The organism is Streptomyces iconiensis, from assembly GCF_028657195.3.
GTDB classification, from domain to species: Bacteria; Actinomycetota; Actinomycetes; order Streptomycetales; family Streptomycetaceae; genus Streptomyces; species Streptomyces iconiensis.
The window spans coordinates 24,074-49,449 of the sequence record NZ_JANCPR020000014.1; the positions used below are offsets into that span (position 1 = coordinate 24,074).

Here is a 25,376-nt window from a genome sequence, read left to right on the forward strand (position 1 = left end):
GTCGTACCCGGCGGAGTTTAACGACGCGCGCGATCATCGCTCACACGGTTTCGCCCCTCGGATCACGACATCCCGGTCGTCAGCGGGGCCTGCTGCAACGGCACGGGTTTCGAGGCCGGTTCCCCCAAGGCCCCGAACGCCCCTGTGCCGCCTGCGGAGACGGCTCCGAAGCCACCGGAACCGAGCAGTCCGGAGTGCCGTACTCCGTGATCGTGATGTTGCAGACCCGTGACGTCCTCCGGTGGCGCGGCACGGTGTCCCGGGCCCGGATCAGGGGGCGCCTGCGGCGCGATCCGCGGCGCGGGCGGCTGCGGCGACGGCGGCCCAGGTGATCCCGGTGACCCCGGCGGCGGGGCCTCGGGTGCGGGCGCCGGCCCCGGCACGCCGCCGCTGCCCGGCTCTCCCGGGGGCTCGGACCCAGGCGCACCGCCGGACCCGGGCACGGACCCGGACCCGGGCACGGACCCGGGCGTGGGCCCGGTCCCTGGCGCGGGTCCCGCTCCGACTCCGGGCGCGGTCCCGGGCGCGGTCCCCGCTCCCGCCCCGGTTCCGGCCCCGGTTCCGGCCCCGGTTCCGGTCCTGCCCTCGCCCGTGTGCTCGGACGCCGCCGCCTCCCGTGCGTTCGGGACAGGTGCCACCGTGCTCTCCGGTGTGTGCCGCGTGGTCGGCGCGGTGGGATCGGGGAGCGGAGTGCGCAGCCGGGCGAGGCCGCAGGGCACATGGGTCGTGGAGTAGGGGACGTGCAGTTCGCCGTCGGCCGTCCACAGCCCGTTGCCCGTCAGCCACCCGGGCGGGCCCGCGATGTGCCGCAACTCCTTGAGCCCTGGCCGCCATACGGCCAGCCACGTCCCGGTCGCCGCGTCCACGCGCAGCGCCACCCCGCACCGCTCGGGCAGCAGCGCCTGTCCCGGCTGAACGGCGAACGGCGTCAGCCGTGTGTTCGCCGGATGCAGCGCCTCGGGGAAGCGCACCGGCCGGTGGCTGCCCAGCACACCCCAGGCCAACCGGTCCTCACCGGGGGCGTCGGAGCGTACGAGCAGCAGCCCGCTGTACGGGTCGGCGAGCAGCAGCCGGTCGTTGCTGTCCTCGGTGATCTGGAGCAGCGGGGAGACCTCGCCGCCCCTGCCGAGGTCGACGGCCACGGTCTTGGTGGGCGCGCGCTCGCCCTCCGTACGGTCGACGGCCAGCAGTTGTCCCTCGCGGTCCAGCCAGGCCCCGCCCGTGCAGAGGCCCCGCACGCGTGCCACGGGCTCCGGGGTTCGGGAGGCGCCGCCCGCCACGAGCCAGACGGTGGTGGAACGTTCGTCCTCCTCGGGAGTCAGCGCGTAGGCGCGGGTGCCGCACGGCGCCGGCGGCAGCAGGGAGAGCCGGTCGGCCTCCACGGTTCCCAGGCGCCGCTCTCCCGTGTCGGGCCCCGAGGGGTACAGCAGCGCGAACGCGTACCGTGCGCCGGCCCGGCGCGTGATGAGCACCCGCCCGTCCGAGAGCGGCAGCACCGAACTGTCCGCCTCCTCGGGCTGCTCCACGGGCAGCGGTACCGCGTAGGGCTCCGGGCCACCCAGCGTCCAGCGCTCCGGGTACCAGAGTTCGGAGCCCGGACTCGCGCTGAGCCGGGCGGCGTAGGAGCCGTCCGCCGCGACCGTGAAGCTCTCGGCCATGACTCTCGGGTCACTCGCAGCCATGTTGCGATCACCTCCAGTGACGAAGCTAGGTGCCGGGCTCGGGCTCGAACAGCGCGAGCTGAAGCGCTTCACACGTAAGGGTGACGAGGTACGGGGTTCGCCTGAGAGGGCAGGCCCGGCTGTGCTGGCGGTACGGAAAGCCCTGCCGCGACGTCACGAAGAGTCGCGTACCGCCGTCACGAAGAGTCACCGGGAAGGCGGCGGAACGGCCTCGCCCGGGGCGCCGCGCGGTGGTGGAGGACACAGGGGCGCGGGTTGATGTCGCTGCCCGTTTCGGCTTGAGTAAGGTCCGCCTAAGTGATGCCGGGTGCGCCCGGCTTGCCCGAAGAAGCACGGAGTGCCACATGTCCATACGTCCGAGCGGCGGCAAGCGCGCCACCGCCGCCGTCGCCCTTTCCCTCGCCGCCGCGCTGGCGCTCACCGCCTGCGGTTCCTCAGGGGACGGCGACAGCGGCGCCTCGGGCGGCAAGGGCACGTCCAAGGAGAAGGTGGCGCAGGGCGGCGACGAGTTCGCGAGCGCGGCCAAGAAGACCGCCTCCTTCGGTACCCGGGCCAAGGCGGGCCAGTTCCCGCGCACCATCAAGCACGCCATGGGCAAGACCGAGATCAAGAAGCAGCCCGAGCGGGTCGTCGTGCTGGACGTCGGCGAGTTCGACAACGCCGTCTCGCTCGGCTTCAAGCCGGTCGGCCTCGCGCCCACCGAGGGCGGCAACGCCATCCCGAGCTACCTCAAGAAGGAAGCGGGCAGCCCCAAGAACGTCGGCACCATCAACAACCTCAACCTTGAGGCCATCGCCGCGCTGAAGCCCGACCTCATCCTCGGCAGCCAGCTGCGCGCCGCCGACAAGTACAAGCAGCTCTCCGCCATCGCGCCCACCGTCTTCTCCATCCGCCCCGGCTTCACCTGGAAGGAGAACTACCTTCTGAACGCCGCGGCCCTCGACCGCACCAAGCAGGCACAGGCCAAGCTCGGCGCGTACGAGAAGAAGGCGAAGAAGCTCGGTGACGACCTCGGCGAGAAGAAGCCGACGGTCTCGATGGTCCGCTACATGCCGGGCATGATCCGCCTCTACGCGAGGGCCTCGTTCATCGGCACCGTCCTGCACGACGTCGGCCTTCCGCGCCCCAAGAACCAGCAGGTCAACGACCTTGCCACGGAGATCAGCCCGGAGCGTATGGACGAGGCCGACGCCGACTGGATCTTCACGGCCGCCTACGGCGACCCCAAGAAGACCGACCGTGCCAAGGCGCAGGACAGCCCCCTGTGGAAGAAGCTCGGCGCGGTCAGGAAGGGACAGGCGGAGGACGTGGCCGACGAGACCTGGTACCTCGGCCTCGGCGTCACAGCGGCCGACAAGGTCCTCGCCGACCTGCGCGGTCACCTCACGTAACGCGCGCGTCACGCGCCGGGTCACGTGCGAAGCGGCGTGCGCTTCCGGCCGGTGCGGGAGCCGGTGCCGGGGGCCGTCCGATCCGTACCGACCGGGCGAGCCCCCACTCCGGCACCGACAGGTAGCCTTGCGCACGTGCCAGCACAGCCCTCACTCCCGGATGTCATCGCAGCGCTCGACGCTCTGTGGCCGCGCGAACGCGCGGAGCAGTGGGACGCCGTCGGAGCGGTGTGCGGCGACGTCGCGAACCCCGAAGCGCGGGTCACGCGCGTCCTGTTCGCCGTCGACCCCGTACAGGAGATCGCCGACGAGGCCGTCAGGCTCGGTGCCGAACTGCTCGTCACCCACCACCCGTTGTATCTGCGCGGCACCACCACGGTCGCGGCCGACACCTTCAAGGGCCGGGTCGTGCACACCCTGGTCAAGAACGGTGTCGCGCTGCTCGCCGCGCACACCAACGCGGACACGGCCGACCCCGGCGTCTCCGACGCCCTCGCCGGCGCGCTCGGTGTGCGCGTCGTCGGCCCGCTCGTCCCTGACACCACCGACCCCGCCGGGCGCCGCGGCCTCGGCCGGATCTGCGAGCTGGACCGGCCGCTGCCGCTGGCCGAGTTCGCCGAGCTGGCAGCCGCGCGGCTGCCCGTCACGGCGCAGGGCATCCGCGCCGCGGGGGACCGTGACCGGCTGATCCGTACCGTCGCCGTGTGCGGCGGCTCGGGCGACGGCCTCTTCGACGCCGTACGCGCCGCCGGCGTCGACGCCTACCTCACCGCCGACCTGCGCCACCACCCCGCATCGGAGGCCCGGGAGCACTCCCCGCTCGCGCTCGTCGACGCCGCGCACTTCGCCACCGAGTGGCCCTGGTGCGAGCAGGCGGCAGCGCAGCTCGACGCCCTCGCCGACCGCAAGGGCTGGGACCTGCGCACCTATGTCTCGCGCACCGTCACCGACCCGTGGACGGCGCACGCAGCAAGCGTCGCCTCCCCGACTTCCCCCGCGTCCTCGACGTCACCCGTACACGACCACACACCGGGAGCCCCCAACTGAACGCCGCGCCCGCCGACCAGATCCGCCTGCTCGACGTCCAGGCCCTCGACACGCGCCTGACGCAGCTCGCGTACAAGCGCAACAATCTGCCGGAGCACGAGGAGATCCAGCGGCTCGACGCCGACCTCGCCCAGCTGCGCGACCTGCTCGTCGCCGCGCAGACCGAGGAGAGCGACACCGCCCGCGAACAGACCAAGGCGGAACAGGACGTCGACCAGGTGCGCCAGCGCGCCACCCGTGACCAGAAGCGACTGGACTCGGGAGCCGTCACCAACCCCAAGGACCTGGAGAGCCTCCAGAGCGAGATCGTCTCGCTGGCCAAGCGCCAGGGTGACCTGGAGGACGTCGTCCTGGAGGTCATGGAGCGCCGCGAGTCGGTGCAGGAGCGTGCCGCCGAACTCACCGAGCGCGTCGAGTCGGTGGGCGCCAGGGTCCAGGACGCCATGGGCCGCAGGGACGCCGCCGTCGCCGAGATCGACGCCGAGATCACCAGGGCGGGTGCGGAGCGGGACACCATCGCAGCCGTCGTACCCGACGACCTGCTCAAGCTCTACGACAAGATCCGCGCGCGCGAGGGCGGCGTCGGTGCGGCGAAGCTCTATCAGCGCCGCTGCGAGGGCTGCCGCCTGGAGCTGAACATCACCGAGGTCAACGACGTACGCGCCGCCGCACCCGACGAGGTGCTGCGCTGCGAGAACTGCCGCCGCATCCTCGTGCGTACCCCGGAGTCCGGCCTGTGACGGGTGCGCAGGCCCGCCGTACCTTCGTCGTCGAGGCCGACGGCGGCTCCCGGGGCAACCCGGGTCCCGCCGGGTACGGCGCCGTCGTCAAGGACGCGGAGTCGGGTGAAACCCTGCGCGAGACGGCCGAGTTCATCGGCCGCGCCACCAACAACGTCGCCGAGTACCGGGGCCTGGTCGCCGGGCTGCGCGCCGCACGGGAACTCGACCCGGAAGCGGCCGTCGTCGTCCGGATGGACTCCAAGCTCGTCGTCGAGCAGATGTCGGGGCGCTGGAAGATCAAGCACCCCGACATGCGCCCGCTGGCGGCCGAGGCCGGCGGCATATATCCGCGCGAGGCCGTCACCTACGAGTGGATTCCGCGCGAGAAGAACAAGCACGCCGACCGCCTCGCCAACGAGGCGATGGACGCGGGCAAGCGCGGCGAGCAGTGGGAGGCGGGCGCCTCGACGGCCGAACTGGACGCGGCTCCCGCCGGCACGGTGGACCTCGCGCCCGTGCCCCCCGCACCCGAGGCGCCCGCGCCAGGCCCCTCGGCCGCGCCTGCCACCGTCGGCTGGGCCGACATGGGCACCCCGACCACCTTCGTCCTGCTCCGGCACGGCGAGACGGTGATGACCCCCGAGAAGCGCTTCTCCGGCAGCGGCGGCACCGACCCCGAACTCTCGGCCGCCGGCCGCAAGCAGGCCGAGGCCGCTGCCCAGGCGCTCGCCGCGCAGGGCACGGTCCAGGCGATCGTCACCTCGCCGCTGCGCCGCTGCCGGCAGACGGCGGAGACCGTCGCCGCCCGTCTCGGCCTCCCCGTCCGCACGGACGAGGGGCTGCGCGAGACCGACTTCGGCGACTGGGAGGGGCTGACCTTCGCCGAGGTGCGCGAGCGCCACCCCGACGATCTCCAGGCATGGCTGGGCTCACCGGCGGCCCAGCCGACGGGCGGCGGTGAGTCGTTCGAGGCCGTGGCCCGCCGCGTCGCGCTCTCCCGCGACAAGCTGCTGGCCCGTTACGCGAACCGTACGGTCCTGCTGGTCACCCACGTGACGCCCGTGAAGACACTCGTACGTCTCGCCCTCGGCGCCCCTCCTGAGTCGCTGTTCCGCATGGAACTGTCGGCGGCTTCCCTGTCGTCGGTGGCCTACTACGGCGACGGCAACGCGTCGCTGCGGCTCCTCAACGACACGGGCCACCTGCGTTAGGCGCGGTACTCGCCGCCGCCTGCCGCTCCCCGCCGCCTGCCTCCCTCTCGCGAGGCGGCGGCGGTGGCGGGCCGTCCGGGTCCGTCTAGCCGGCGGAGATCCCGGAGGCGTGGGCCGCCAGACGGCGCACGCGGTCCCAGTCCTTCTGCGCGAGCGCGTCCTGCGGCAGCATCCACGTGCCGCCCACGCAGGCGACGTTGGGCAGCGCGAGATAGGCGGGAGCGTTGGCCTCGGACACGCCGCCCGTCGGACAGAAGCGGGCCTGGGGGAGCGGCGAGGCGAGGGACTTGAGGTACGCGGTGCCGCCCGCCGCCTCGGCGGGGAAGAACTTCATCTCCGTCACGCCGCGCTCCAGCAGCGCCACGACCTCCGACGTGGTGGAGACCCCCGGCAGGATCGGCAGCCCCGACTCCCGCATGGCGCCCAGGAGTTGATCCGTCCACCCCGGGCTGACCAGGAAGCGTGCCCCCGCCTCGACCGCCGTACGGACACCGTCGGCGTTGATCACCGTGCCCGCGCCCACGACCGCCTCGGGTACGGCGTCCGCGATGGCCCGTATCGCACCGGGGGCCGCCGGGGTGCGCAGGGTGACCTCGATGGCGGGCAGCCCGCCGGCGACCAGGGCCCGCGCGAGCGGCACGGCGTCCTGGGGATCGTCGAGCACGACGACCGGGATGACGGGGGCCAGATCGAGCACCGAACGGGCGGGGGTCGAGCCGGCGGAAGCGGAGCCGGAGGGGGCGGCGGGCACGGAGGGGGTCATGCCGTTCATCCTGCCCCCGCGCGACACTGTGCGCAATGCGCGTTGCGCACAGTGCAACCGCGTGCCCGGCTCGCCCGTACGGCCGCGACGCGCACCGCCGGTACGGCCGCGACGCGCACCGCCCGTACGGCCCGCGACGCGCACCGCCCGTGCCGGCTACAGCTCGGTGACGATCACATCGAGTCCGGTCGGGCCCTGCTGCTTGCCGCTGCTCGGGCCCGCGGCGCTCTCCACGGTGTAGCCCAGCTCCCGCAGGGTCTCCGCCAGCGCGGCGGGTGTCTTCGGTGCGGCGCCCTCGGTCAGCAGGGTGCGGACGATGCGGCCCTTCGTCGCCTTGTTGAAGTGGCTGACCACGGAACGCTTTTCGACCCCGCCGACCGTCTTCGACTGCAGCACCCGCACCGTCGCCGTCCGCCGGGCCTGCTCTCCCCGCGGCTTCCACATGTTCGCGTAGGCGGAGGAGCGCAGGTCCAGCACCAGCCCGCCGCCGGCGGCCTCGGGCAGCACCGCTTCCAGCGGGCGGCGCCAGTAGGCGCCCAGCGGCCCGGCACCCGGCAGCTTCACGCCGCCCGAGAGGCGGTAGGAGGGGATACGGTCCCGCACACCGACCGCGCCCCACAGCGCGGAGAACACCAGGAGCGAGCGCCCCGCCCTGCGCTTGGCCGCTGCGTCCAGCGTCGCCAGGCCCAGCGCGTCGTACAGGACGCCCGTGTAGATCTCACCAGCGGGCAGTGCGGGCGCCGTACGCAGCGCCGCGTTCTTGGCGATCTCGCCTCGCAGCCCCTCGCTCAGCCCGAGTACCGCGCGCGCCTTCTCGGTGTCGTCTGTGTCGTCCAGGGAACCGCCGCACAGCTCCACCAGCTCGTCCAGCACCGTCGCGCGCGCCTCTGTCAGCCCGGGCAGCGAGAGCGACTCCAGGTCCAGCGGGCGGCCCTTTCCGCCCTCGGCCTTCCCCTCGGACGGCGGCAACAGCACGAGCACGGCGCTTCTCCTCGGTACGTACGACGACGGTGCGACCGCCAGGGTACGGGGAGCGTGTGCGGCGCCCTCAGATCGCCTGGGGGTGGGTGAAGACCCGCTCGGGGTCGTAGACGGACTTGACCTTCGCCAGCCGCTCCGCGTTGGCGCCGTAGTAGGCGTGACGCCAGCCGGGCAGGGCCGGATCGGCGTAGTTCTGGTACGCGAAGCCGCTGGCCCACGGGCGCATCGCGGTGTGCGTGGCGTCCAGCCAGGCACGGTGCGCCGCGACCGTCGTGGCACGCGCCGAGTCCGGCCATTGGATGAGGTACTGCGCCAGGAAACGCGCGTCCCGGTGCACGAAAGCGGTCGCGTCGGGCCGCACGCGGTTGACGGCCCCGCCCAGCGCGTCCAGCGCCACGGTCCCGCTGCCGCCCCCGCCCAGCAGCGCCAGCCGCTCGATACGGGCGAGCAGCGCGCCGATGCCGCCGTCGGGGAGGCTACGGGTGTAGAAGTCCGAGCGCGCCGCGTACGACTGGCGCGCGACCTTGCCCCGCTTCGTACGTCCAGGCAGCGTGCCGCGCTGGTGCGCCTGCGCCAGGGTCCAGCCCGAGACACCTGCCATGACCTTCATCGCGTCCATGAAGCCGTGCGGAGTCACGGAGACGGAGGAGGCGGGCACACCCACGCGGTCAGCGAGCCGGTCCAGATGGTTCTCCACCTCGGAGCGCGCACCGAGCGAGAGGCCGCCCATGCGCACCGTGCCCGGCCGCCCGCCGACGGGCGCCGACAGATGCAGGTTGGCCCATATCTCCTCGGGGGCCATGGGCGCCCAGCGCTGCCACTCCCGCACCACGGCAGCCGCGCCGGCCCACGGCCAGGAGAGGAAGAAGGTCACGCAGGGCGGCGCCACATGCGTACGGAAGTCGAGCGAGGTGACCACGCCGAAGTTCCCGTTCCCCGCACCGCGCAGCGCCCAGAGCAGATCGGCGTCGCTGTCCTCGGTCGCCTCACGCAGCTCACCGTCGGCCGTGACGACACGGGCGCCCGTCACGCTGTCCGAGGTCAGCCCGTACGCGCGGGCCACCACGCCGATACCGCCGCCCAGCGCGAGGCCGGAGACCCCGACCGTGGGACACGTACCTCCCGGTATCGTCCGCTTGTGCGCCGCCAACTCCTCGTACACATCGATGAGTTTGGCTCCGGCCCCCACCTTCGCCGTACGCCCCGAAGCGGACACCCGCGCCATCTTCTGCACGTCGATCACGAGCCTGCCCGTGCCGCTGGACCAGCCCGCGTACGAGTGGCCGCCGCTGCGCACCGCGACCTCCACCCCGTGCCGCCGCGCGAACGCGAGGCATTCGCTCACGTCACCGGGACCGGCGCAGTAGGCGACAGCGGCGGGCCGCACCGTGTCGTAGCGGGGGTTGAACAGCTTGCGCGCCGCCGTGAAGTGACGGTCACCGGGCCGCAGCAGCGTCCCGTCCATCCCCGCACCGAGCGCATCCCACGCAGGGCCCCCGCCCCTGCGCCCACCCTTGTCACCGCCACCGCCACCGCCACCGCCACCGCCACCGCCACCGCCACCGCCGTCGCCGTGCGCGCGGAACGCCGTCATCGCCGCGCCCCCGCCCGCCAGCGCGAGCCCCGCTCCCGCCGCCACCCGCAACAACCCCCGCCGCGTCTTCGCCATCCCCGATGCCCCTCCGCTCTCGCTGCCCGTGCCGACAGAGGCCGGCGTCCCCTTCCGCCGTACGGACGGTGATCCTTCCCGCCGTACGGGGACGGGTGTGCGAACACACCGGTTCCGCGCACGACTCCGGCCGTGTGACGAGTGTGTGCCACGTTCAGGTGAACGACGATCCGTCCCCCGGCACCGATCCTCTTGGCGGCCGACAGTTGTGCCGACCAAGGAAAGGGTGCGACATGACAGCCATGGCACACGCGTCGCTTTCGCAGGAAGAACTCCTGCTGGAGGGCTTCTTGGCCCTGGGTACGCCCGAGGGCTACCGGGCCGAGTTCATCAAGGGCGACATCGTCGTGACGCCGCCACCGGATGGGGACCACGAGGCCTACAGCAGCATGCTGCTGCGGCAGGTTGTTCGTAAGTCGGCCACGGACATGGACTTCTCCGGGAACAAGGGGCTCAGACTGCCCCGAGGAGGACTGTGCACAAAGAACTTCGCGATCCCCGACGGCACATGGGCTTCCGCCGACCGTGGCTTGTTCTGGGGTGCCGAGCCCTGGATGCCCTGTGACGGTGTGGCGATGGTCGCCGAGGTGACCTCGACCAAGGCCGAGCGGGACCGTACGGCGAAGCGGCACTGCTACGCGCTGGGCGGTATCCCCCTCTACCTCCTGGTGGACCGGGAGAAGTCCTCTCTGACGCTGTTCAGCGAACCGGAACAGGACGACTACCGGCAGGTCACCACCGTGCCCTTCGGCAAGGAGATCGAGTTGCCGGCGCCGTTCTCGATGACGCTGGACACCACAGAGTTCGCCCGAATCCGGTGCGTCCGTCACGCCGGCGGTGAGGGAGCCGGTGCTGGTTCGGCGAAGGTGGCCGTGCCGGTGACGCGGAAGCCGTGGCGGGCGTAGAGGCGGGCCACCCTGTCGTCGGTGGCCATGAGGAAGACGGTCGTCAGCCCGCGTCTGTGGGCCTCGGCGACCAGCGTTCCGGTGACCGCGGCGCCCAGGCCGCGGCGCCGGGCGCCAGGGAGGGTGCCGATGGCGACCAGTTCCGTCGTGGGGCCCAGGGGCAGCAACTGGCCCGCGCACAGAGCCTGTCCGCCCTCGTCGAGCGCGGCGGCGACCACCGTGTGACCTGCACGTATCCGGTCGGCGGCGCGGATGACGGCCTGCGGAGGCGCGTGCAGGCGCACGGCGTCCGCGAGCGTCGGGAGGCCCTCTCGCGCCCGGGTGCCCGGTTCGGCGAAGGCGAGGTGCGGTACGGCGAGGGCGCTGGGGAGCGCGGGGTCGCCGGGGGCGAGTACGCGGGCACATGGCGGGCCCGCCGCAGGGACGGGTGCGCGTCCCGGGTCGAGGAGCATCAACGGCCGTTCCCGCACCGCGAGCCCGGCGTCCTCGGCCGCACCGCGCAGCGCGGGCGCGTTCTCGCCGATCCACTCGAAGCTCTCGGGCAGCCCCAGTTCGCGCTGCCGCTCGCGTACGCGGCGCACGTCGCCCGCGCCCGCACCCGTACCGGCCCAGCCGGGGGTGGGCCGTGCGTAGTACGGGAACGGTGAGCCCGCTTCGGCGACGAACAGCGTCAGCGGCCCGAAGTCCTCCGCGCGCCCCGAAACCCGGGGCACGGCGTCCAGATACGCCTCGATACGGGCCAGTGGAGGGGCGGGGGTGGTCACCACCCGCACCCAACCAGCCCCCGTGCCGCACCGCCAGCGAATTCCCCGCACCAAGGCTCCCGGCTCGGGCGGCACTTGGTGTTCCCGCTGCGTACGGGCGCCTGCTGGAGCCCGCCGCCTGCCCGGCCCCGCGGGACGTGACCTGCCGTACCGCGCAACGCCGCCCCCGTCCGGTTACAGTCGGCGGCATGACTGATGTGACGGGAGCAACGGCGCGCGGTGACGTGCCGGCGCCGGACGAGGCCGAGGGTGAGAAGGCGACACTGCTGGCGTTTCTCGACTACGTGCGGGACGCGTTGGCGGCGAAGGCGGTCGGGGTCACCGACGAGGTGGGGCGTACCCCTGGTGTCCCTTCGGGCACCAGCCTGTTGGGACTGGTCAAGCATCTGACGGCCGTCGAACGCATGTGGTTCGTGTGGGGTTACGCGGGGCGGGGCGAGGAGAAGCCCGACTCCCGTCCCGGCCCCGTCGCCGAGAACGAGACCACCGCCGATGTGGTCGCCGCCTACAGGGAGGCGATCCGCGAGTCCAACGAGATCGTCCTCGCCTGCGACGATCTCACTCGCCCCGGCGCGCGCTCGCCCCGGCCGAAGGCGCCGCCCTCGATGCGCTGGGTGCTCGTCCACATGATCGAGGAGACGGCGCGGCACGCGGGCCACGCCGACATCCTCCGCGAACAGACGGACGGCGCGATCGGCCGCTAGAACCCTGACCGCACGAGCCGTGCCTGCCGGGCCCCGGAGGGCCCGCTCACGCGCCGCCGCCCGGTGCACGGCTCATGCGCCGTACTCCGCGAACGTCGGGCGGCCGGTGGGCACGTAGGTCTGGACCGTGATGCTCTCGGGCGTGACGGAGGACTCGGTGAGGCGGAGCCCGGTGGGGAGGGTGCCGTCGGCGAACAGGCGCTTCCCTTTGCCCAGCAGGACCGGGAAGACGAACAAGTTGTACTCGTCGATCAGGTCGTGGGCCATGAGGGACTGGGCGAGCAGGCGGCTGCCGTGCACCTGGATCTCCCGGCCTGGCTGCTCCTTGAGCTTGCGCACCGCGTCGATGACATCGCCGCCCAGAAGGGTGGAGCGCTGCCACTCCAGATGGTCCAGCGTGCGGGAAGCGACGTACTTGGGCAGGGTGTTGAGCCGCTTGGCGACGTGCGGGTCCTCCTCGTCGCTGACCTGCGGCCAGTGGCCGGCGAACAGCCCGTACGTCGTACGGCCCAGCAGGAAGGCGTCGGCACGGTCGAAGATGCCCTGCACGTGGCGCATCATGTCGTCACCGACGTAGGGCGTGACCCAGCCGCCGAGGTCGAAGCCGTCGCTCGTGTCCTCGTCGGGGCCGCCGGGCCCCTGCATCACGCCGTCGACCGTCAGGAAGGTCGTCAGGGTCACCTTCGCCATGTCACTCGTCTCCTCGTCACCGGCCCGGCCTCGTGCCGAACGTACGCACACAAGAGACCAGGCCGGGCGGGGAAACTCATCGACTGTCAGGCGACCGGCGTGCCCTCCTCGGCGGGCAGCGTGTCCATGAACGAGCTGACGGAGAAGACCGCGCGCCCCGCGCCGGCGGGACCGTATCCGGGGGGCGAGGACAGCCCGTGCCGCTCCATCGCCGAGCGGTAGGCGTCCAGCAGGCGGATGTGGTACTCCAGCGGCGCACCCTGCGGGTTGCTCCTGCCCAGCGGCGTCGTCGGCTCGGGGCACCAGGTGGTGAAGCGGGGCATGATGCCGTTGCCCATGAAGAAGTCGAGGCCCTCGGTGGTGGAGGCGATGGCCTCGTCCACGGAGTGGAAGCCGAAGGGCGCCGCCATCTCGACACCGGCGACGAAGTTCGGGATCACGTTGCGGGGCCCGAAGACCTCGGCCGAGTCGAGGATGCGGCGGTGCCACTCCTCACGGCCGACGTACCGCTCCTTGCCGGGGCAGTACTTCTCGAACAGCTGCTTGTCCCACACCTCGAAGTTGGGGTGGTAGATGCGGATGCCGTAGTCGTGGAAGCGCTGCACGTCCTCCCTGGGCAGCGCCTGCGCGACGACCTTGCCCGTCCAGCGGCCGGGGAAGCGCTCCTCGATGGCCTTCGCGTACTGCCCGTAGAAGTCCGCCTCGTCCTTGCCCTGCACCTGCGAGGTGATCGAACCGCCGGTGAGGGTGTAGGCGCTGGAGGCGCCGAGGGTGTCGTGGTCGGAGATGATCTGGAGCGCCTCCAGCACCTCCTCGACCGGCTTGACACCCGTGTACGGGCGGCCCGCGGCCTTGTGCTGGCGCCAGTTGTGGTTGATGTCGCAGTACTGGCACTCCTCCTTGGCGCCGAAGTACTGGCACACCCGGAAGACCGTCAGATAGATCAGGTAGCCCCACTGGATCGTCGGCGCGACCTCCATCACCGACTTGCCGTTGGAGAGCTTGTGCCGGTAGTAGTCCGGCATCGGCGGCAGCCCGACGTCCGCGATCCGGCGCCCGTCCAGGTACAGCCCGAGCGAGCCGTCCTCACCGGCCTTCACGCGGTACGGCGAGTCCGGGTTCACGCGCACGGAGACCACGGTGCGCCGCAGGTCGTAGGCGCCGCCCGTCAGCACGATCTCCTCGGGCGGCCGGTTCAGGGCAGCGGCACCCAGCTCGGGGAGCGTGCGGTGGTCGAAGGAGAAGATGAAGTACGACTTCGGCTTGACCTCACCGGAGCCGTCCTCGCTGCCGCTGAGCGCCGACTCGTCGAACGCCATCCCGCCCCTGAGCAGGTCCTCCTTGATCACGGCCTCGCGTGGAACATGCGGAAAGCGCTCCATCAGGTCCTCGACCAGCTCGGTCCGGTTCTCCTGCGCCGAAGATTTCGAAGGCATCGACGGGATGGGCAGCATTGGCGGCATGGGTGACAAGCTCCTCACTTCACGGCCCTTGGGGCTCACCCGACGGTACTCCGGCGCTCACCGGTGCCGCACACCCGGCTCCTCGCCGCCGTGCGGCGGACCGCCGCCGGCCGCTGTGCCCGGCGGCCCGGCAGCCGCAACTCGCCGTGTGAGCGGGGCTGATGAGGGCGCTGCCGGTCCGTGAGCCGGCCGGTGCGGGTGCCTCTGGGGGCCTGGCCGCTCCGCTGAGGGGGAGGGCGGGCGCCGCTCAGCTCCACACGTCGGGGCCGCCGCCGCGCCACTCGATGAGGTTGGGATCGTCCAGCTGGATGTCCGAGGGGTCCAGACCGGCGCGGCGCAGAAACTCGATCACATCGTTCGGCCCGTGCGCGAACCCGAGGCTCTCGGTGTGCGCGGTCACTTTCCGTCCACCGGTCTCGGACGGCGGGTGCACGACGATCGGAGGAGTCATACCTCCAGACTGCTCCCCGCCCCCGGCCCCCGCATCCCCGGGCCCCCGTCCGTCCCGCGGAAACCTCGCGTACCAGGACACCGCGTGACGCGACATACGTCCCCGTGCTGTGCGGCGTCCCGGCCCCCGCGCGTACTCAGCGGATGATCGAGAGGATGCGGGACATCGCGGCGACGAGCCGCTCGTCGCCCTCGGCCTTCGTCTCGGGGCGGCCGAGGGCTTCCTCCGGCGTGATCCCGCGCGTGCACAGCAGCCAGGCGGTCTCCGGATCGAGGCGCACGACGGCGGCGGGATCGGGGCCGCCGGGGGCCTCCTGGTCCGCCGTGGTGAGGACCCAGCCGCGTTCCATGGCGGTCGCCGTCCACGCGCCGCCCGCCGCACCGCGTACGACCACACGCGCACGCGTGCCCGGCTCGGCTGAGACGGTGCGCAGCGTGAAAGGGAGCGCGCGCAGGAACGTGTCCAGTACGGGCCCCAGCAGGCGCGGGTCCGCGTCGGTCGGCTGACCTGTGGCGTGCCGGATCTGCTGCCTGTGCGTCCAGTACTCGCTGAGGTCACGCGCGCAGTCCAGCCAGCGCGGCGCCGGATCGGCGCCCGCCCAGGACACCCCGAGTCCCGGCTCGTCGGGCGTGCCGCTCTGCCACAGCTCGGCGACGCCCCTGCCCGTCACCTCCAGCGTCTCGACCAGCGCGCTCGGGCTGATACGGCGTGCGGCGTCCACCCACTCCTGGTTGGCCCGGTGGATGAACGCCTCCAGGGACTCGCCGGGACGGGGCGCGGGCCCCGCGCTGTCGCCGTCCCTGTCGCGGGCCAGGCGCCCGTAGTCGTCACCGAGCACATGGGCGGCGACATCCCGCACGCTCCAGCCCGGAACCGCCTCGCGCTCCCAGTCGCCGGGCCCGAGCGCACGCAGCACATCGAGCAGCGCGGCCCGCTCGGGTGCGAACAGCGCGCGTGCGTCGACCGGTGCGCTGAGCCAGGTGAAGTCCGTCATCCGGTCACGGTAGCCGCGCCGTCGGTGTCCGCACACGCGAAAAGTGCGGCCAACGCGTGCTGTTGGCCGCACTCTTCAGGCGTGCTGTCGCGACTGCTGCCCGGCAGTCAGCCGCGCAGCGGCACCCCGTCGATCAAGCCCGGGTGCTGCGGCGCTCCCGCGCCCTGGCTGCCCTGCTGGGCAGGGTCGCCCGGCAGGTCCGGCTGACCGGGGTGCCCTGGCTGACCAGGGTGCCCCTGCTGCGCCGGGTGCCCCAAGTCCCCGTGGTGCTCGTGGGGGTGGATCTGGTTGGACTCCCGGCCTCCGGGACCGGGGGGACACGCGACAGCCGTTCCTGCCGTACCCACGGCGATGGCTCCTGCCAGCAGGGCTGCTGCGATGGTCTTGCGGTACATGCGGGTCCTCTTCTCGCAATGAGCGTGCGGGCCCTGGTCTGGGGGCCCGCCCGATGCCGTACCCATCACGACGGGGCGCCGCCCTCCTCCTTACGAGTGGCGACGCGACGTAGTGCTCACCGCCCCACCCGTCGCACCGGGCTCAACACCCGCCACTGCGGGGCCCGATGTCCGCTGTTCCAGGGCCCGCCGCTTGCTGTCCCAGGGCGCGACGCCCGCTGTTCCCAGGCCCAACGCCCGCTGTTCCAGGGGCTCAGCAGGAGTGCGGGCGGGCTGACCGGGCGGCGAAGCCGAGGTCGTGCCGCGACTCGTACGGCGTCAGCTCGAACTTCTGGGTGCCGCTGAACGCCCGTCCCTCGTACAGGCACCACGTCTCGTTGGTCAGGTTCCGCACGCTGCGGACCGGAGGCGTGAGTGCCTTCGTCTCCGTGCGGACGACCCGCTGTTCGCCGCTGCCCCCGGGCCCCGTCCAGGCGCAGAGCGCGTTGACGTGGGCACAGGGGAGCGGCGCAACAGCCGGCGTGCCGCCTGCCGGCAGCAGCGCCGTCACGCTGAACCCCGCGAGCACGGTCCCCGCGTACGCCGTCGACTTCCGCACGAATCGCCTCACGCACCCGGTCCTTCCGCCGCACAGGGGCCAACTGCCCCATTTGTGGCTGTCCTTCGCGAACCGCCGTAAAACCGTGAGGTGCAGCGCTTCACCCCCACGAGAGGCCCGACGGGTGGGGACCCTGGGCGCGCGTCACGACACGGGCGGTCAAGCCCTCATCGCGTGCTCGGTGAAGTGCCCGCACGGGTGGAAGCCCAGGCGGCGGTAGACCGGTTCGCCGTCGGCCGAGGCCTGGAGCACGGCGACATGGTGGCCCTCGGCGCGTGCGGCGCGCAGCGCGGCGAGGGTGATCGCGCCGCCGTGGCCTCTCCGGCGGTGCGCTGCCAGGGTGCAGATGTTGTAGATACCCGCCACTCCCGCGTGGAAGAACACCTCGGCCGAGCAGACCGCCTGCCCCGCCGCATAGCCCACCAGATACCGCGCGGGGCTGTCCTGGGCGAGCGCCCAGGGCCCGGCCGTGCGCAGGAAGGTGCGGACGGTGGCGGCGGGCGGGTCCCAGTTCGCGGCCAGGACAGCCGCGTGGTCGGCGAGTTGGGCGGGCCCCGTGGCCGTGCGGATGTCCAGTACGGGGCCGGTTGCCGGCCCGGCGGCGGGGCCGGTCACGGGCCGCGGTCCGGCCTCGGCGTCCGGCTGTCCTGACCGTTCGCCCGGCGTCCTTCCGTGCGCGGTCACGTCGTCCAGTCCCGCCCACATGGCGGTCTCGCGCTCCGAGGCGGGCAGTCCTGCGGCGGTCAGGCGCGCGGAGAGGTCGGACGGCGTGGAAGCGGGCCCGACCCACCAGGAGAACGCACGCCCCGTATGCGCCACCTCACGCACGGTCTCCGCGATGCGCGATTCCGCGCCGTCGGGGCCGAACCTCGCCCTCGCGACGATGTTGAACGTGTCGTCGTCCAGCCCGCTGTCCGCGACCAGCAGATCGTCCGTCTCCGTGACCCGGGCGCGCGCCCGGGTGCCGTCGGGCCCGTGCCGCTGGAGGTGGCGGTGGAGGTGGCAGGCGTGTTCCGCGAGGTTCGCCTCCATGGCCGCCAGGAGCCTGCCCCCGTCCGGGGGGTGCGCCGTGGAGCCGGTGAGCGGTGCGGACGGGCGGGTTTCGCGCATGGCGCGATTTCACCATGTGCCCGCGGGGCAGCGCCGCCCGGTTTTTCCCGTGCGGCGCCGGTGTCCAGCCGTACGGCTCCGGGGCGACGCGCAACTGCCCCTGTTCAGCGTCCTGCTGAGGCGCTCGGGGGTGGCCGTTTCCGTGTGTGGGTCACATGAACTCCACGACCGGACACCGGTGTTCGGCTTGTCCGAAACTGTGTTTGCCGCTCTCTGTTGTCACTCGTAAGCTGAGGGTGAAGGTTCGCCCCGGTCCCCGGTGGGCCGCGCCACCGCCGCACACGCCGAGCGGAAGGCGCATCCAGCTCCATGATCCGTACCCCCGGAACCGTTCTTCTTCGCAGCGAACGACGGTTCCGGCGCCCCTTCCACGCCACGCCTCGGGGTGGGAAGGGATGGAGTGATCTGGTCCGCGAAGGGGGGAGCCTTGCTGCGGTCCAGGTCACGACCGGTCGTTGCCGCTTGGGACGGCGACGCCGGGCACACCCCCGAGACGTGCCGCGTGCGTGTCCCCGTGCACGGGAACCGCGGCCGTCTCGGGGGTCACGCGTGTCCCGGACCAGGTGTGCCGGGGGCATGGGCGTAACGCGGCTCATGTGTCGGCCGGGAGGCGGGCTCCCGCGGGCCTGAGCCTGATCGGCACACCGGGACACCGGGACACCGCCAGGCGTTACGCGGGGTCGTCCCCTGACGGCTCCCAGGCGTACGCGCCGCCGCCCCGCCAGTCGATCAGGGGGCCGTCGAGGTCGATCTCGTCCGGGTCGAAACCGGCGTCGCGCAGGAGCGCGAGCACGTCCTGCACGTTGTGGGCGCGGCCGAGGATCGTCCCGTCCGCGCGTACGCGGCGTCCGCCGTCCGCGTCGGGCGGGTACACGATGATCGGGACCATGGTTCCACCGTGCGCGCGGAGCGGCCCGGGCGCATCCCGATCATGGGAAGCGCCGTCCCCCGGGCAGGCGGGAAGCGGGGGCACGTAGGGTCGGACGCATGGACGAACGGGCGGGGAGTGACGGCCGGCGATGACGGTGCTTATTGCCGGATGCGGCGATGTGGGGACGCTGGCGGGGCTGCGGTTCAGCGCGGCGGGGCACCGCGTGATCGGGGTGCGGCGCTCGCCGGAGCGGCTGCCGGCCGCGATCGAGCCGCTCGCGGCCGACCTGACGCGCGAGCTTCCCGCTGTGCCGTCCGACGTCGACATCGTCGTCTTCGCGACCAGCGCGGACGGCCGCTCCGTACAGGCGTACCGGGATGCCTACGTCACCAGCCTGCACACGGTGCTGGACGCGGTGGAACGCTCAGGCGCGTCGCCGAGCCGTGTACTGCTGGTGTCCTCCACCGCCGTGATCGGGGCCTCCGACGGACGCTGGGTGGACGAGACCAGCCCGAGCGACGGCGGCACCCCGACGGCCGAGGTGCTGGTCGAGGCGGAGGGCGTGTTCAGGCGCCGCGCGCCGCACGGCACGATCCTGCGGCTGGCCGGAATCTACGGTCCCGGCCGTGGGCACCTGGTGCGGCAGGTGCGCGAGGGAACCGCCACGGCGCCGGCTGAGCCGCTGTACGTCAACCGCATACACCGCGAGGACGCGGCGGCGGCCCTCGTGCACCTCACCACGGCCGTGGCCCGTCCCGACCCCGTCTACCTGGGCGCGGACGGCCACCCCGTCGACCGCGCCGAGCTGCTGGACTTCGTCGCCGGTGAACTGGGCGTGCCGCGCCCACCCGTCGCCGACGGCCCGAACCCGCGCGGGAACGGCAAGCGGTGTGCGAACCGGTTGCTGCGCGAGAGCGGCTTCACGTTCGCCTACCCGACCTACCGTGACGGCTACCGGGAACTGCTCGCCCAGTAGGCAGGCGGGTTGCCACGGGCCCGGGTGTGGGTGCGCCCGTGAGGGTGTGGGCTGGGCCCCGGGTGTGGGTGGCCCGGCTCGGGCTCAGGTCGCCGCGGCTCCGGCCGGGCCCGCTCCGGTCCTTGCCTCCTTGGCTGCGGCCCGTGCGATGTTCCGGGCCATGCCGCCGAAGACGAGCGCGTGGAACGGCGCGACGCTCCACCAGTAGGCGTGGCCGAGGAGTCCGTGCGGGTGGAACAGGGCCCGTTGCCGGTAGAGGGTGCGGCCCTCGTCGTCCCGTTCCGCGTACATCTCCAGCCAGGCCAGGCCGGGCAGCCTCATCTCGGCGCGCAGCCGCAGCAGCCTGCCGGGTTCGATCTCCTCGACGCGCCAGAAGTCGAGGGAGTCACCCGCGCGCAGCCGTTCGGCGTCGCGGCGGCCCCTGCGCAGCCCGACGCCGCCGAGCAGCCGGTCGAGCCAGCCGCGTGCGGCCCAGGCCAGCGGGAACGAGTACCAGCCGTTGTCCCCGCCGATCCCCTCGACGACGCGCCACAGCACCTGCGGCGGCGCGTCCACCACGGTCTGCCGGCGGTCCGTGTACAGGCTGCCGCCGGCCCAGTCGGGGTCGGTGGGCAACGGGTCGCTCGGTGCGCCGGGCAGCGCCGCTGAGGACCAGCGGGTGGTGACCTGCGCTTCGTGGATTTTGCGCAGCGCGAGTTCGAGCGCTGTGGCGAAGCCGACGGGCTGCTCCGGCGTGTCGGGCACGTACTCCGCGATGTCGTGTTCGGCGCAGACGACCTCGTGGCGCAGGGACTCGGCGAGGGGGCGGGCGATGGACCGCGGTACTGGGGTGACGAGCCCGATCCAGTAACTGGACAGGCTCGGCGACAGCATGGGCACGGGCAGGATGAACCTGTGGGGCAGAGCGGCGACCTCGGCGTACTGCCGCATCATGTCCCGGTACGTCATGACGTCGGGGCCTCCGATGTCGAACGCCCGGTTGACGCCGCCCGGGACACGGGCGCTGCCGACGAGGTAGCGCAGCACGTCACGGATCGCGATCGGCTGGATCCTGCTGTGCACCCAGCTCGGCGTCACCATGACGGGCAGCCGCTCGGTGAGGTACCGCAGCATCTCGAAGGAGGCGGAACCGGAGCCGATGATGACCGCTGCCCGCAGGACGACGGTCTCGACCCCCGAGCCGAGGAGGATGCGGCCCACCTCGGCGCGGGAGCGCAGATGCGGGGACAGCTCCGCTTCCGGCACCTCCTCCGGGGTGAGCCCCCCGAGGTACACGAGCCGCCGGACGCCGGCCGCGCGTGCGGCCTCGCCGAAGACACGGGCGGCCCGGCGGTCGGTCTCCTCGAACCCCGCGCCCGTTCCCAGCGCGTGCACCAGGTAGTACGCGACATCGATGTCCCGCATGGCGCCGTCCAGCGACTCCGCGTCGGTCACATCGCCCCGTACGACCTCGATACGGTCGGCCCAGGGGTGGTCGCGCAGCTTGTGCGGCGACCGCGCCACGCACCTCACCGTGTGCCCCGCGGCGAGCAGTTCGGGCACCAGCCGCCCCCCGATGTACCCGGTCGCACCGGTCACCAGCACCCGCAGCCCCCGCTCGGGCCCCGGCCCCGACGCCGGGCCCGCTCCGGCCGCGGACCGCTGTCCGGCCCCCGGGCTCGCACCGGCTTCCGGACCGTCCGCGTTCGCCGGGTCATCTGCGTTCATGGGGGTCTCCGTGCCTCGCCGACGCCAGGGGTGTTCCGCCGATTCTTCCGCCAGGCACGCGCGTACGGCGGCAGGACCCGGCGCCCGGTGGGCCGGACGTGTGGGCCGACGGTCAGGGCCGGACGTGTGGGAGGGACGTGCGGGCCGGACGTATGCGCGGGACGTATGCGCGGGACGTATGCGCGTGCCCCGCGCTCGGGAGCGCGAACGACGTCCAGGCACCGGCCCCGGCATCGGTTCAGGCACCTCCGTGTGCGCCCGTACGTACGGCTACGCCCGCGCCGGCTCCGCAGGCCGCCACCGGGCGAACGCCTCCCGCACGTCACGGGGCGCGTGGGCCAGGGCCGCGCGGTCGGGTTCGGCAGCGGTGACGTGCGGGAGGTGGACGAGTGCGTCGTAGGCGTCCAGCGGGCTCTGGCCGGAGTAGGCGGCGCCGAACCGCTGCCGGGAGACGGCACGCAGCGCTGTGGCGTCGGCCGGGGAGAGGCGGCGCAGGTCCGTCGCGAAGGGGCCGTCGTGCGTCGCTGCCATGACGGCGTCCAGGCTGTCGGGGCGCGTGTCGGCTGCCAGTTCCGTGAAGAGGCGGCCCTCGTAGAAGTCGGGTCCGGTGTTGAGGGTCTCGCCGGTCGCCGTGGTCGTACCGATGACCACGTACTCCTCGCCCAGCCGGTCGGCCAGGTGCATGCCCATCGTCGTCGCCGGAGAGGTGCCGGTCAGGGTGGCGGGCCAGCGCTGGACGTGGAGGTTGTGGGCGCCGAGGACGATCCGGTCCCCGCCGCGCAGCACCCACTCGACCGTGTCGGCGAGTGCAGCCGAGCGGCTGAGCATCATCGCGTGCGCTTCGCCCCGCGAGAGCGCCCTGAGCATCGCGTCGAGGGTGACCGTGAGGTGGAGCGTGCGCAGGGCACGTGCGTGTGCCCCGGCTGTCGAGTGCCGCAGATGGTCGAGGCGCCGGCCGGTCATCCGCGCCGTGAGGTCGGCGAGCCCCGCGGTCAGCGCGTCCTTGCGTTCGGGTGCGAGGTCCACGTAGGCGCCGATGGCGGCGGGCGCGGAGAACGCCGAGGTTCCGGCGAAGGCGGCGGCCGTCTCCCGGAGGCGCGGGTCGGCGCCGAACCCGGGGTCTGCGTCCGCGAGATACGCGAGCACGGCGTCGAGGCCGGGCAGCAGGGACGCCATCGAGCCGGGCATGTCGATCCCGTGGAAGCCAACGGGCCGCGCGGCCGTCCTGTTGTGCCGGCGCATCCACTCCAACTGGGCGCCCAGCGGCTGCCACAGCCCCATCAGCGAGGTCGTGCCCTGGGCCATGACGTGGCCGAGCCGTTCCTCGCCGCCCCTGACCCAGGCGTCGGCCAACTGCCCCTCGGCGTAACCGGATTCCATCGCGTAGGCGCTGAACCCGTGCCGCTCGACCAGGTGCCGCAGTACGCGGTGGCGCAACTGGTAGAACTCGGCGTTGTAGTGCGCGCTCTCGCCGATCGCCACCACCCGCGCGCCGCCCACCGCGCGGTCCAGCCATTCCAGGTCGTCCGTCGCGGCCTCGGGACTCAGCGTGCGCAACGGCAGCACCGCCTTCCCGCTCAGCCCGGCAGCGCCCGTCGCATCCGTGGTCACGCCTCGCCCTCCCTCACGCTCTCCCCTGCCGGGGAACGGTGTCGACGGGCCGGGCGGCCGACCAGCCGCCCCGACCGCACCCACCTGACGGGTGCGATCCTCATCCCGGCCGGGACCTCACCGCAACAACGCGGCGCCTCTCTCCCACCCCGCGGACGAGGGCCCGGCGACCCAGCCGTACGGGAGCGCCTGTACGGGAAGCGGCCGTACGGGAAGCGGTCGTACGGGAGGCGGCCTGCCGTACGCGCTCCCGCGCTGCGCGGCGCGTACGGCATCACCGGGCCGGTGCCCGTCAGCGCCTCACACCCTGTCAGCGCCTCACACCCCGGCGGGGGACTGCGCCGTGGCCGAGGGCTGCGCCGTGCCCGACGACTGTGCCTCGGCCGCCGCGCGGTACAGGCGGCGCAGGCGCACCACGCCCAGGTCGTGCTGGTACAGGTTCTCCCGCTGGTCGGCGTCGGCGGGCATGGCCTCCAGCATCGCCCTGTCCTGCTCCAGCACCTCCCAGTGGCGCTTCTCGATCAGCGTCCGGTACAGAAAGCGCCAGGACGCGCGCTGCCAGTCCTGGACGCGGCGGTAGCGCCAGAAGAAGACGCCGGTGCGGCTCTCGTCCACGGGGCAGGCCATGCCCACGATGCCGAAGGGGCCGCCGGGGCCTGCCGACGGCGGGTACGGGATGGACAGATCGACCCAGTCCACGCCGGTACGGCACAGCTCCACCCAGTCGAAGTTGACGCCCCGCTGGTCGGTCTTCTCGAAGAAGTAGCCGCGCCCGGTCTCGCGGATGCGGAACTTCGCCGTGGTGTCCCCGTCGAACATCGTGTGCGAGTCGTGGTGGAGGAACGCGCCGTGCATCGGGTCGAGCAGGTTCTCCATGGCGTACCGCCACGGCACGTTCCACTCGGCGTAGCACAGGAAAGCGTCCACCTCGGGGTCCGTGAGCGGTTCGGGCAGCGTCAGTTCGCAGGGCTCGGGGTGTTCCTCGTCGCCGAAGTAGGCCAGGACGGCGCCCTGGACCTCCCGTACGGGGAGGGAGGTGACCAGCCGTTTCCCCTCCAGGTTGCAGCCGGGCAGCGCGGGCACCGAGGAGACCGTGCCGTCGGTCTCGACCTCGACACCGTGGTACCAGCAGGCGATGCGGTCCCCGAGGTGTTTGCCGAGCGACAGCGGCGCTCCCCGGTGCGGACACCGGTCGGCCAGCATGGACAGGGCGCCGTCGGCGCGGCGGAAGAGCAGCCACTGCTCGCCGAGCGCCGTCACCTTGCGCATGGCACCCGGTGCGACGAAGTGCGAGGGAACGACGGCGTGCCACTGGTTGCGCAGTCCCGTGGCGTAGATGTGGTCGGCCGTGGCGGTGGACGACAGCGTCATGGTCAGGCTCCCAGTCGGTTCATCTCGGCGCGGAAGGACTCCTCGGTCCACGGGTTGCCGTCGGCGGCGTGGACGGTGCGGGCGTTGAGCCCCCGTACGACGTCGGCCAGTTCGTGGCCCTCGCTGGTGAAGACCTCTTCGAGCGCGGCGGCGAGCTTGTACTCGTACGGGGTGGGTTCGTGCGTACGGGACTGGTGGACGGCCAGGTACGGCCAGGTGTCGGTCACGGGGTCTCCTGATACGTGGGTGAGGGGGCGGGTTGGGTCACAGCTCGTGGGCGCGGGCCGTGGTCACAGGTCGTGGTCGCAGGTCGTGGGCACAGGTAGCGGTCGCAGCTCGTGGCCCCGGGCCGTGGTCACAGGTCCAGTACGAGACGGCCGGAGGCACACCGCGAGACGCAGATCATCATCGAGGTCCCCGCCGCGTGCTCCGTCTCGCTGAGCAGGAAGTCGCGGTGGTCGGGCACGCCCTCCAGCACCCGCGTCTCGCAGGATCCGCAGATGCCCTCGCGGCACGAGTGGGGCACGTCCAGCCCTGCCTTCTCCGCAGCCGCGAGGATCGAGGTGCCGGCGCCGACGCCGAGCTTCACCCCGGACGCGCGGCACTCGACCTCGAACTCCCCGTCGACACCGGCGCTTTCCACGCTCGGCGCCGCGAACCGTTCCAGGCGCAGCCGCCCGCCGGGGCAGCGCTCCTCGACGGCCTTGAGCAGCGGTTCGGGGCCGCAGGCGTACACGAGCGTCCCGTCGGGCACGTGCGCCAGCTCCGTGTCCAGGTCGACATGGCCCAGCTCGTCCTGCGGCACGAGCGTCAACGCGCCGCCGAGTGCGGCCAGTTCGCCGGTGAACGCCATCGAGGCGCGGCACCTGCCGCCGTAGACCATCCGCCAGTCGGCGCCCCTGTGCGCCGCCTCCCTGGCCATGGCGAGCAGCGGGGTGATGCCGACGCCTCCGGCGATGAACAGGTAGGCCGGGGCGTCCTCCAGCGCGAAGTGGTTGCGCGGTTCGCCGACGGTGACGTGCCCGCCGGGCCGCAGCCGGGTGTGCACGTACCGCGAACCGCCGCGCGAGGCGGCCTCGTTGAGCACGGCGATGCGGTAGAGGTCGGGTGTGCGCGGGTCCCCGCACAGGCTGTACTGGCGGGTCAGGCCGCCGACCTCGACATCGACGTGAGCGCCTGGCGTCCAGGCGGGCAGCGGTTTGCCCTCGGGGTGGGCCAGTTCGACGGACAGGACGTCCTCCGCCTCCCACGTCATACGGCGGACGAGCAGCCGCATGGTGCTCTCGCTCATGGCTGTTGC

At 72.8% G+C, this 25,376-nt stretch carries 24 protein-coding genes and 1 pseudogene; 7 read left to right on the plus strand and 18 right to left on the minus strand.

Annotated elements, in window-relative coordinates:
- Nucleotides 1-62: 62 nt before the first annotated feature.
- The gene (locus NMN56_RS15910; RefSeq protein ID WP_274039620.1) at nt 63-1,682 is read right to left on the minus strand and encodes a hypothetical protein; all 1,620 of its coding nucleotides are present in this window, start codon (nt 1,680-1,682) and stop codon (nt 63-65) included.
- Nucleotides 1,683-2,026: 344 nt separating this feature from the next.
- Between NMN56_RS15910 and NMN56_RS15915 the strand changes: the two genes are divergently transcribed.
- The 4 genes from NMN56_RS15915 to NMN56_RS15930 all read left to right on the plus strand — a co-directional run bounded on the left by NMN56_RS15915 (nt 2,027) and on the right by NMN56_RS15930 (nt 6,053).
- On the plus strand, nt 2,027-3,073 hold the full coding sequence (locus tag NMN56_RS15915; RefSeq protein ID WP_274039619.1) for an ABC transporter substrate-binding protein: 1,047 nt from the start codon (nt 2,027-2,029) through the stop codon (nt 3,071-3,073).
- A 135-nt stretch (nt 3,074-3,208) separates the two neighbouring features.
- On the plus strand, nt 3,209-4,120 hold the full coding sequence (locus NMN56_RS15920; protein ID WP_274039618.1) for a Nif3-like dinuclear metal center hexameric protein: 912 nt from the start codon (nt 3,209-3,211) through the stop codon (nt 4,118-4,120).
- On the plus strand, nt 4,117-4,860 hold the full coding sequence (locus tag NMN56_RS15925; RefSeq protein WP_274039972.1) for a zinc ribbon domain-containing protein: 744 nt from the start codon (nt 4,117-4,119) through the stop codon (nt 4,858-4,860). The genes NMN56_RS15920 and NMN56_RS15925 overlap by 4 nt, the downstream gene beginning before the upstream one ends.
- Nucleotides 4,857-6,053, plus strand: a complete 1,197-nt coding sequence (locus NMN56_RS15930; RefSeq protein WP_274039617.1) for a bifunctional RNase H/acid phosphatase — start codon at nt 4,857-4,859, stop codon at nt 6,051-6,053. The genes NMN56_RS15925 and NMN56_RS15930 overlap by 4 nt, the downstream gene beginning before the upstream one ends.
- Before the next feature lie 85 nt (nt 6,054-6,138).
- Here the strand turns inward: NMN56_RS15930 and eda are convergent, their stop codons facing one another.
- From eda to NMN56_RS15945, 3 genes are all read right to left on the minus strand, one after another.
- Nucleotides 6,139-6,816 carry a bifunctional 4-hydroxy-2-oxoglutarate aldolase/2-dehydro-3-deoxy-phosphogluconate aldolase gene (eda, locus tag NMN56_RS15935; protein WP_274039616.1) on the minus strand — a complete coding sequence of 226 codons (678 nt, stop codon included), beginning with the start codon at nt 6,814-6,816 and terminating at the stop codon, nt 6,139-6,141.
- Nucleotides 6,817-6,972: 156 nt separating this feature from the next.
- The gene (gene yaaA, locus NMN56_RS15940) at nt 6,973-7,797 is read right to left on the minus strand and encodes a peroxide stress protein YaaA (protein WP_274039615.1); all 825 of its coding nucleotides are present in this window, start codon (nt 7,795-7,797) and stop codon (nt 6,973-6,975) included.
- A gap of 67 nt (nt 7,798-7,864) precedes the next feature.
- Nucleotides 7,865-9,466 carry an FAD-binding oxidoreductase gene (locus tag NMN56_RS15945; RefSeq protein ID WP_274039614.1) on the minus strand — a complete coding sequence of 534 codons (1,602 nt, stop codon included), beginning with the start codon at nt 9,464-9,466 and terminating at the stop codon, nt 7,865-7,867.
- Between the two features lie 242 nt (nt 9,467-9,708).
- Between NMN56_RS15945 and NMN56_RS15950 the strand changes: the two are divergent.
- Nucleotides 9,709-10,272: pseudogene (locus NMN56_RS15950) on the plus strand (Uma2 family endonuclease); the annotation flags it as partial.
- A 20-nt stretch (nt 10,273-10,292) separates the two neighbouring features.
- Here the strand turns inward: NMN56_RS15950 and NMN56_RS15955 are convergent.
- Nucleotides 10,293-11,135, minus strand: coding sequence for a GNAT family N-acetyltransferase (locus NMN56_RS15955; protein ID WP_274039613.1), 843 nt, complete (start codon nt 11,133-11,135; stop codon nt 10,293-10,295).
- A 188-nt stretch (nt 11,136-11,323) separates the two neighbouring features.
- Between NMN56_RS15955 and NMN56_RS15960 the strand changes: the two genes are divergently transcribed.
- Nucleotides 11,324-11,839: a DinB family protein gene (locus NMN56_RS15960; protein ID WP_274039612.1), complete on the plus strand. Its 516-nt coding sequence runs from the start codon at nt 11,324-11,326 to the stop codon at nt 11,837-11,839.
- Nucleotides 11,840-11,911: 72 nt separating this feature from the next.
- Here NMN56_RS15960 and NMN56_RS15965 read toward each other — a convergent pair whose 3' ends face one another.
- The 8 genes from NMN56_RS15965 to NMN56_RS16000 form a co-directional block, all read right to left on the minus strand.
- Complete coding sequence (locus NMN56_RS15965) at nt 11,912-12,529, minus strand: dihydrofolate reductase family protein (protein ID WP_274039611.1); 618 nt, start codon at nt 12,527-12,529, stop codon at nt 11,912-11,914.
- A gap of 86 nt (nt 12,530-12,615) precedes the next feature.
- Nucleotides 12,616-13,965 carry a radical SAM protein gene (locus NMN56_RS15970; protein ID WP_274039971.1) on the minus strand — a complete coding sequence of 450 codons (1,350 nt, stop codon included), beginning with the start codon at nt 13,963-13,965 and terminating at the stop codon, nt 12,616-12,618.
- 274 nt (nt 13,966-14,239) lie between these two features.
- Complete coding sequence (locus NMN56_RS15975; RefSeq protein WP_274039610.1) at nt 14,240-14,443, minus strand: hypothetical protein; 204 nt, start codon at nt 14,441-14,443, stop codon at nt 14,240-14,242.
- Nucleotides 14,444-14,579: 136 nt separating this feature from the next.
- Complete coding sequence (locus NMN56_RS15980; RefSeq protein ID WP_274039609.1) at nt 14,580-15,437, minus strand: maleylpyruvate isomerase family mycothiol-dependent enzyme; 858 nt, start codon at nt 15,435-15,437, stop codon at nt 14,580-14,582.
- 107 nt (nt 15,438-15,544) lie between these two features.
- Entirely contained in the window at nt 15,545-15,832 is a 288-nt protein-coding gene (locus tag NMN56_RS15985) for a hypothetical protein (protein ID WP_274039608.1), read from the minus strand.
- A gap of 253 nt (nt 15,833-16,085) precedes the next feature.
- The gene (locus NMN56_RS15990) at nt 16,086-16,442 is read right to left on the minus strand and encodes a peptidase inhibitor family I36 protein (RefSeq protein ID WP_274039607.1); all 357 of its coding nucleotides are present in this window, start codon (nt 16,440-16,442) and stop codon (nt 16,086-16,088) included.
- Nucleotides 16,443-16,589: 147 nt separating this feature from the next.
- Entirely contained in the window at nt 16,590-17,462 is an 873-nt protein-coding gene (locus NMN56_RS15995; protein WP_274039970.1) for a GNAT family N-acetyltransferase, read from the minus strand.
- A gap of 748 nt (nt 17,463-18,210) precedes the next feature.
- Entirely contained in the window at nt 18,211-18,429 is a 219-nt protein-coding gene (locus NMN56_RS16000) for a hypothetical protein (protein ID WP_274039606.1), read from the minus strand.
- A gap of 130 nt (nt 18,430-18,559) precedes the next feature.
- Between NMN56_RS16000 and NMN56_RS16005 the strand changes: the two genes are divergently transcribed.
- The gene (locus tag NMN56_RS16005) at nt 18,560-19,387 is read left to right on the plus strand and encodes an NAD(P)H-binding protein (RefSeq protein ID WP_274039605.1); all 828 of its coding nucleotides are present in this window, start codon (nt 18,560-18,562) and stop codon (nt 19,385-19,387) included.
- Nucleotides 19,388-19,471: 84 nt separating this feature from the next.
- On the opposite strand, the gene NMN56_RS16010 is transcribed toward NMN56_RS16005, so the two are convergent.
- The 5 genes from NMN56_RS16010 to NMN56_RS16030 all read right to left on the minus strand — a co-directional run bounded on the left by NMN56_RS16010 (nt 19,472) and on the right by NMN56_RS16030 (nt 25,367).
- Entirely contained in the window at nt 19,472-21,094 is a 1,623-nt protein-coding gene (locus NMN56_RS16010) for an SDR family oxidoreductase (protein WP_274039604.1), read from the minus strand.
- Nucleotides 21,095-21,364: 270 nt separating this feature from the next.
- Complete coding sequence (locus NMN56_RS16015) at nt 21,365-22,705, minus strand: erythromycin esterase family protein (RefSeq protein WP_274039603.1); 1,341 nt, start codon at nt 22,703-22,705, stop codon at nt 21,365-21,367.
- A 318-nt stretch (nt 22,706-23,023) separates the two neighbouring features.
- Nucleotides 23,024-24,076 carry a Rieske 2Fe-2S domain-containing protein gene (locus tag NMN56_RS16020; protein WP_274039602.1) on the minus strand — a complete coding sequence of 351 codons (1,053 nt, stop codon included), beginning with the start codon at nt 24,074-24,076 and terminating at the stop codon, nt 23,024-23,026.
- Nucleotides 24,077-24,078: 2 nt separating this feature from the next.
- The gene (locus tag NMN56_RS16025; protein ID WP_274039601.1) at nt 24,079-24,303 is read right to left on the minus strand and encodes a recombinase-like helix-turn-helix domain-containing protein; all 225 of its coding nucleotides are present in this window, start codon (nt 24,301-24,303) and stop codon (nt 24,079-24,081) included.
- A gap of 128 nt (nt 24,304-24,431) precedes the next feature.
- A complete protein-coding gene (locus tag NMN56_RS16030; protein WP_274039600.1) occupies nt 24,432-25,367 on the minus strand; it encodes a PDR/VanB family oxidoreductase in 936 nt (311 codons plus the stop codon).
- Nucleotides 25,368-25,376: the final 9 nt, after the last annotated feature.

Excerpts from the sequence above, each read along its gene's own strand:
- NMN56_RS15910 (WP_274039620.1), bottom strand. The coding sequence starts at position 1,682 with ATGGCTGCGAGTGACCCGAGAGTCATGGCCGAGAGCTTCACGGTCGCG.
- NMN56_RS15915 (WP_274039619.1), top strand. The coding sequence starts at position 2,027 with ATGTCCATACGTCCGAGCGGCGGCAAGCGCGCCACCGCCGCCGTCGCC.
- eda (WP_274039616.1), bottom strand. The coding sequence starts at position 6,816 with ATGACCCCCTCCGTGCCCGCCGCCCCCTCCGGCTCCGCTTCCGCCGGC.
- NMN56_RS15945 (WP_274039614.1), bottom strand. The coding sequence starts at position 9,466 with ATGGCGAAGACGCGGCGGGGGTTGTTGCGGGTGGCGGCGGGAGCGGGG.
- NMN56_RS15960 (WP_274039612.1), top strand. The coding sequence starts at position 11,324 with ATGACTGATGTGACGGGAGCAACGGCGCGCGGTGACGTGCCGGCGCCG.
- NMN56_RS15965 (WP_274039611.1), bottom strand. The coding sequence starts at position 12,529 with ATGGCGAAGGTGACCCTGACGACCTTCCTGACGGTCGACGGCGTGATG.
- NMN56_RS15970 (WP_274039971.1), bottom strand. The coding sequence starts at position 13,965 with ATGCCTTCGAAATCTTCGGCGCAGGAGAACCGGACCGAGCTGGTCGAG.
- NMN56_RS15975 (WP_274039610.1), bottom strand. The coding sequence starts at position 14,443 with ATGACTCCTCCGATCGTCGTGCACCCGCCGTCCGAGACCGGTGGACGG.
- NMN56_RS15980 (WP_274039609.1), bottom strand. The coding sequence starts at position 15,437 with ATGACGGACTTCACCTGGCTCAGCGCACCGGTCGACGCACGCGCGCTG.
- NMN56_RS15985 (WP_274039608.1), bottom strand. The coding sequence starts at position 15,832 with ATGTACCGCAAGACCATCGCAGCAGCCCTGCTGGCAGGAGCCATCGCC.
- NMN56_RS15995 (WP_274039970.1), bottom strand. The coding sequence starts at position 17,462 with ATGGAGGCGAACCTCGCGGAACACGCCTGCCACCTCCACCGCCACCTC.
- NMN56_RS16000 (WP_274039606.1), bottom strand. The coding sequence starts at position 18,429 with ATGGTCCCGATCATCGTGTACCCGCCCGACGCGGACGGCGGACGCCGC.
- NMN56_RS16005 (WP_274039605.1), top strand. The coding sequence starts at position 18,560 with ATGACGGTGCTTATTGCCGGATGCGGCGATGTGGGGACGCTGGCGGGG.
- NMN56_RS16010 (WP_274039604.1), bottom strand. The coding sequence starts at position 21,094 with ATGAACGCAGATGACCCGGCGAACGCGGACGGTCCGGAAGCCGGTGCG.
- NMN56_RS16020 (WP_274039602.1), bottom strand. The coding sequence starts at position 24,076 with ATGACGCTGTCGTCCACCGCCACGGCCGACCACATCTACGCCACGGGA.
- NMN56_RS16030 (WP_274039600.1), bottom strand. The coding sequence starts at position 25,367 with ATGAGCGAGAGCACCATGCGGCTGCTCGTCCGCCGTATGACGTGGGAG.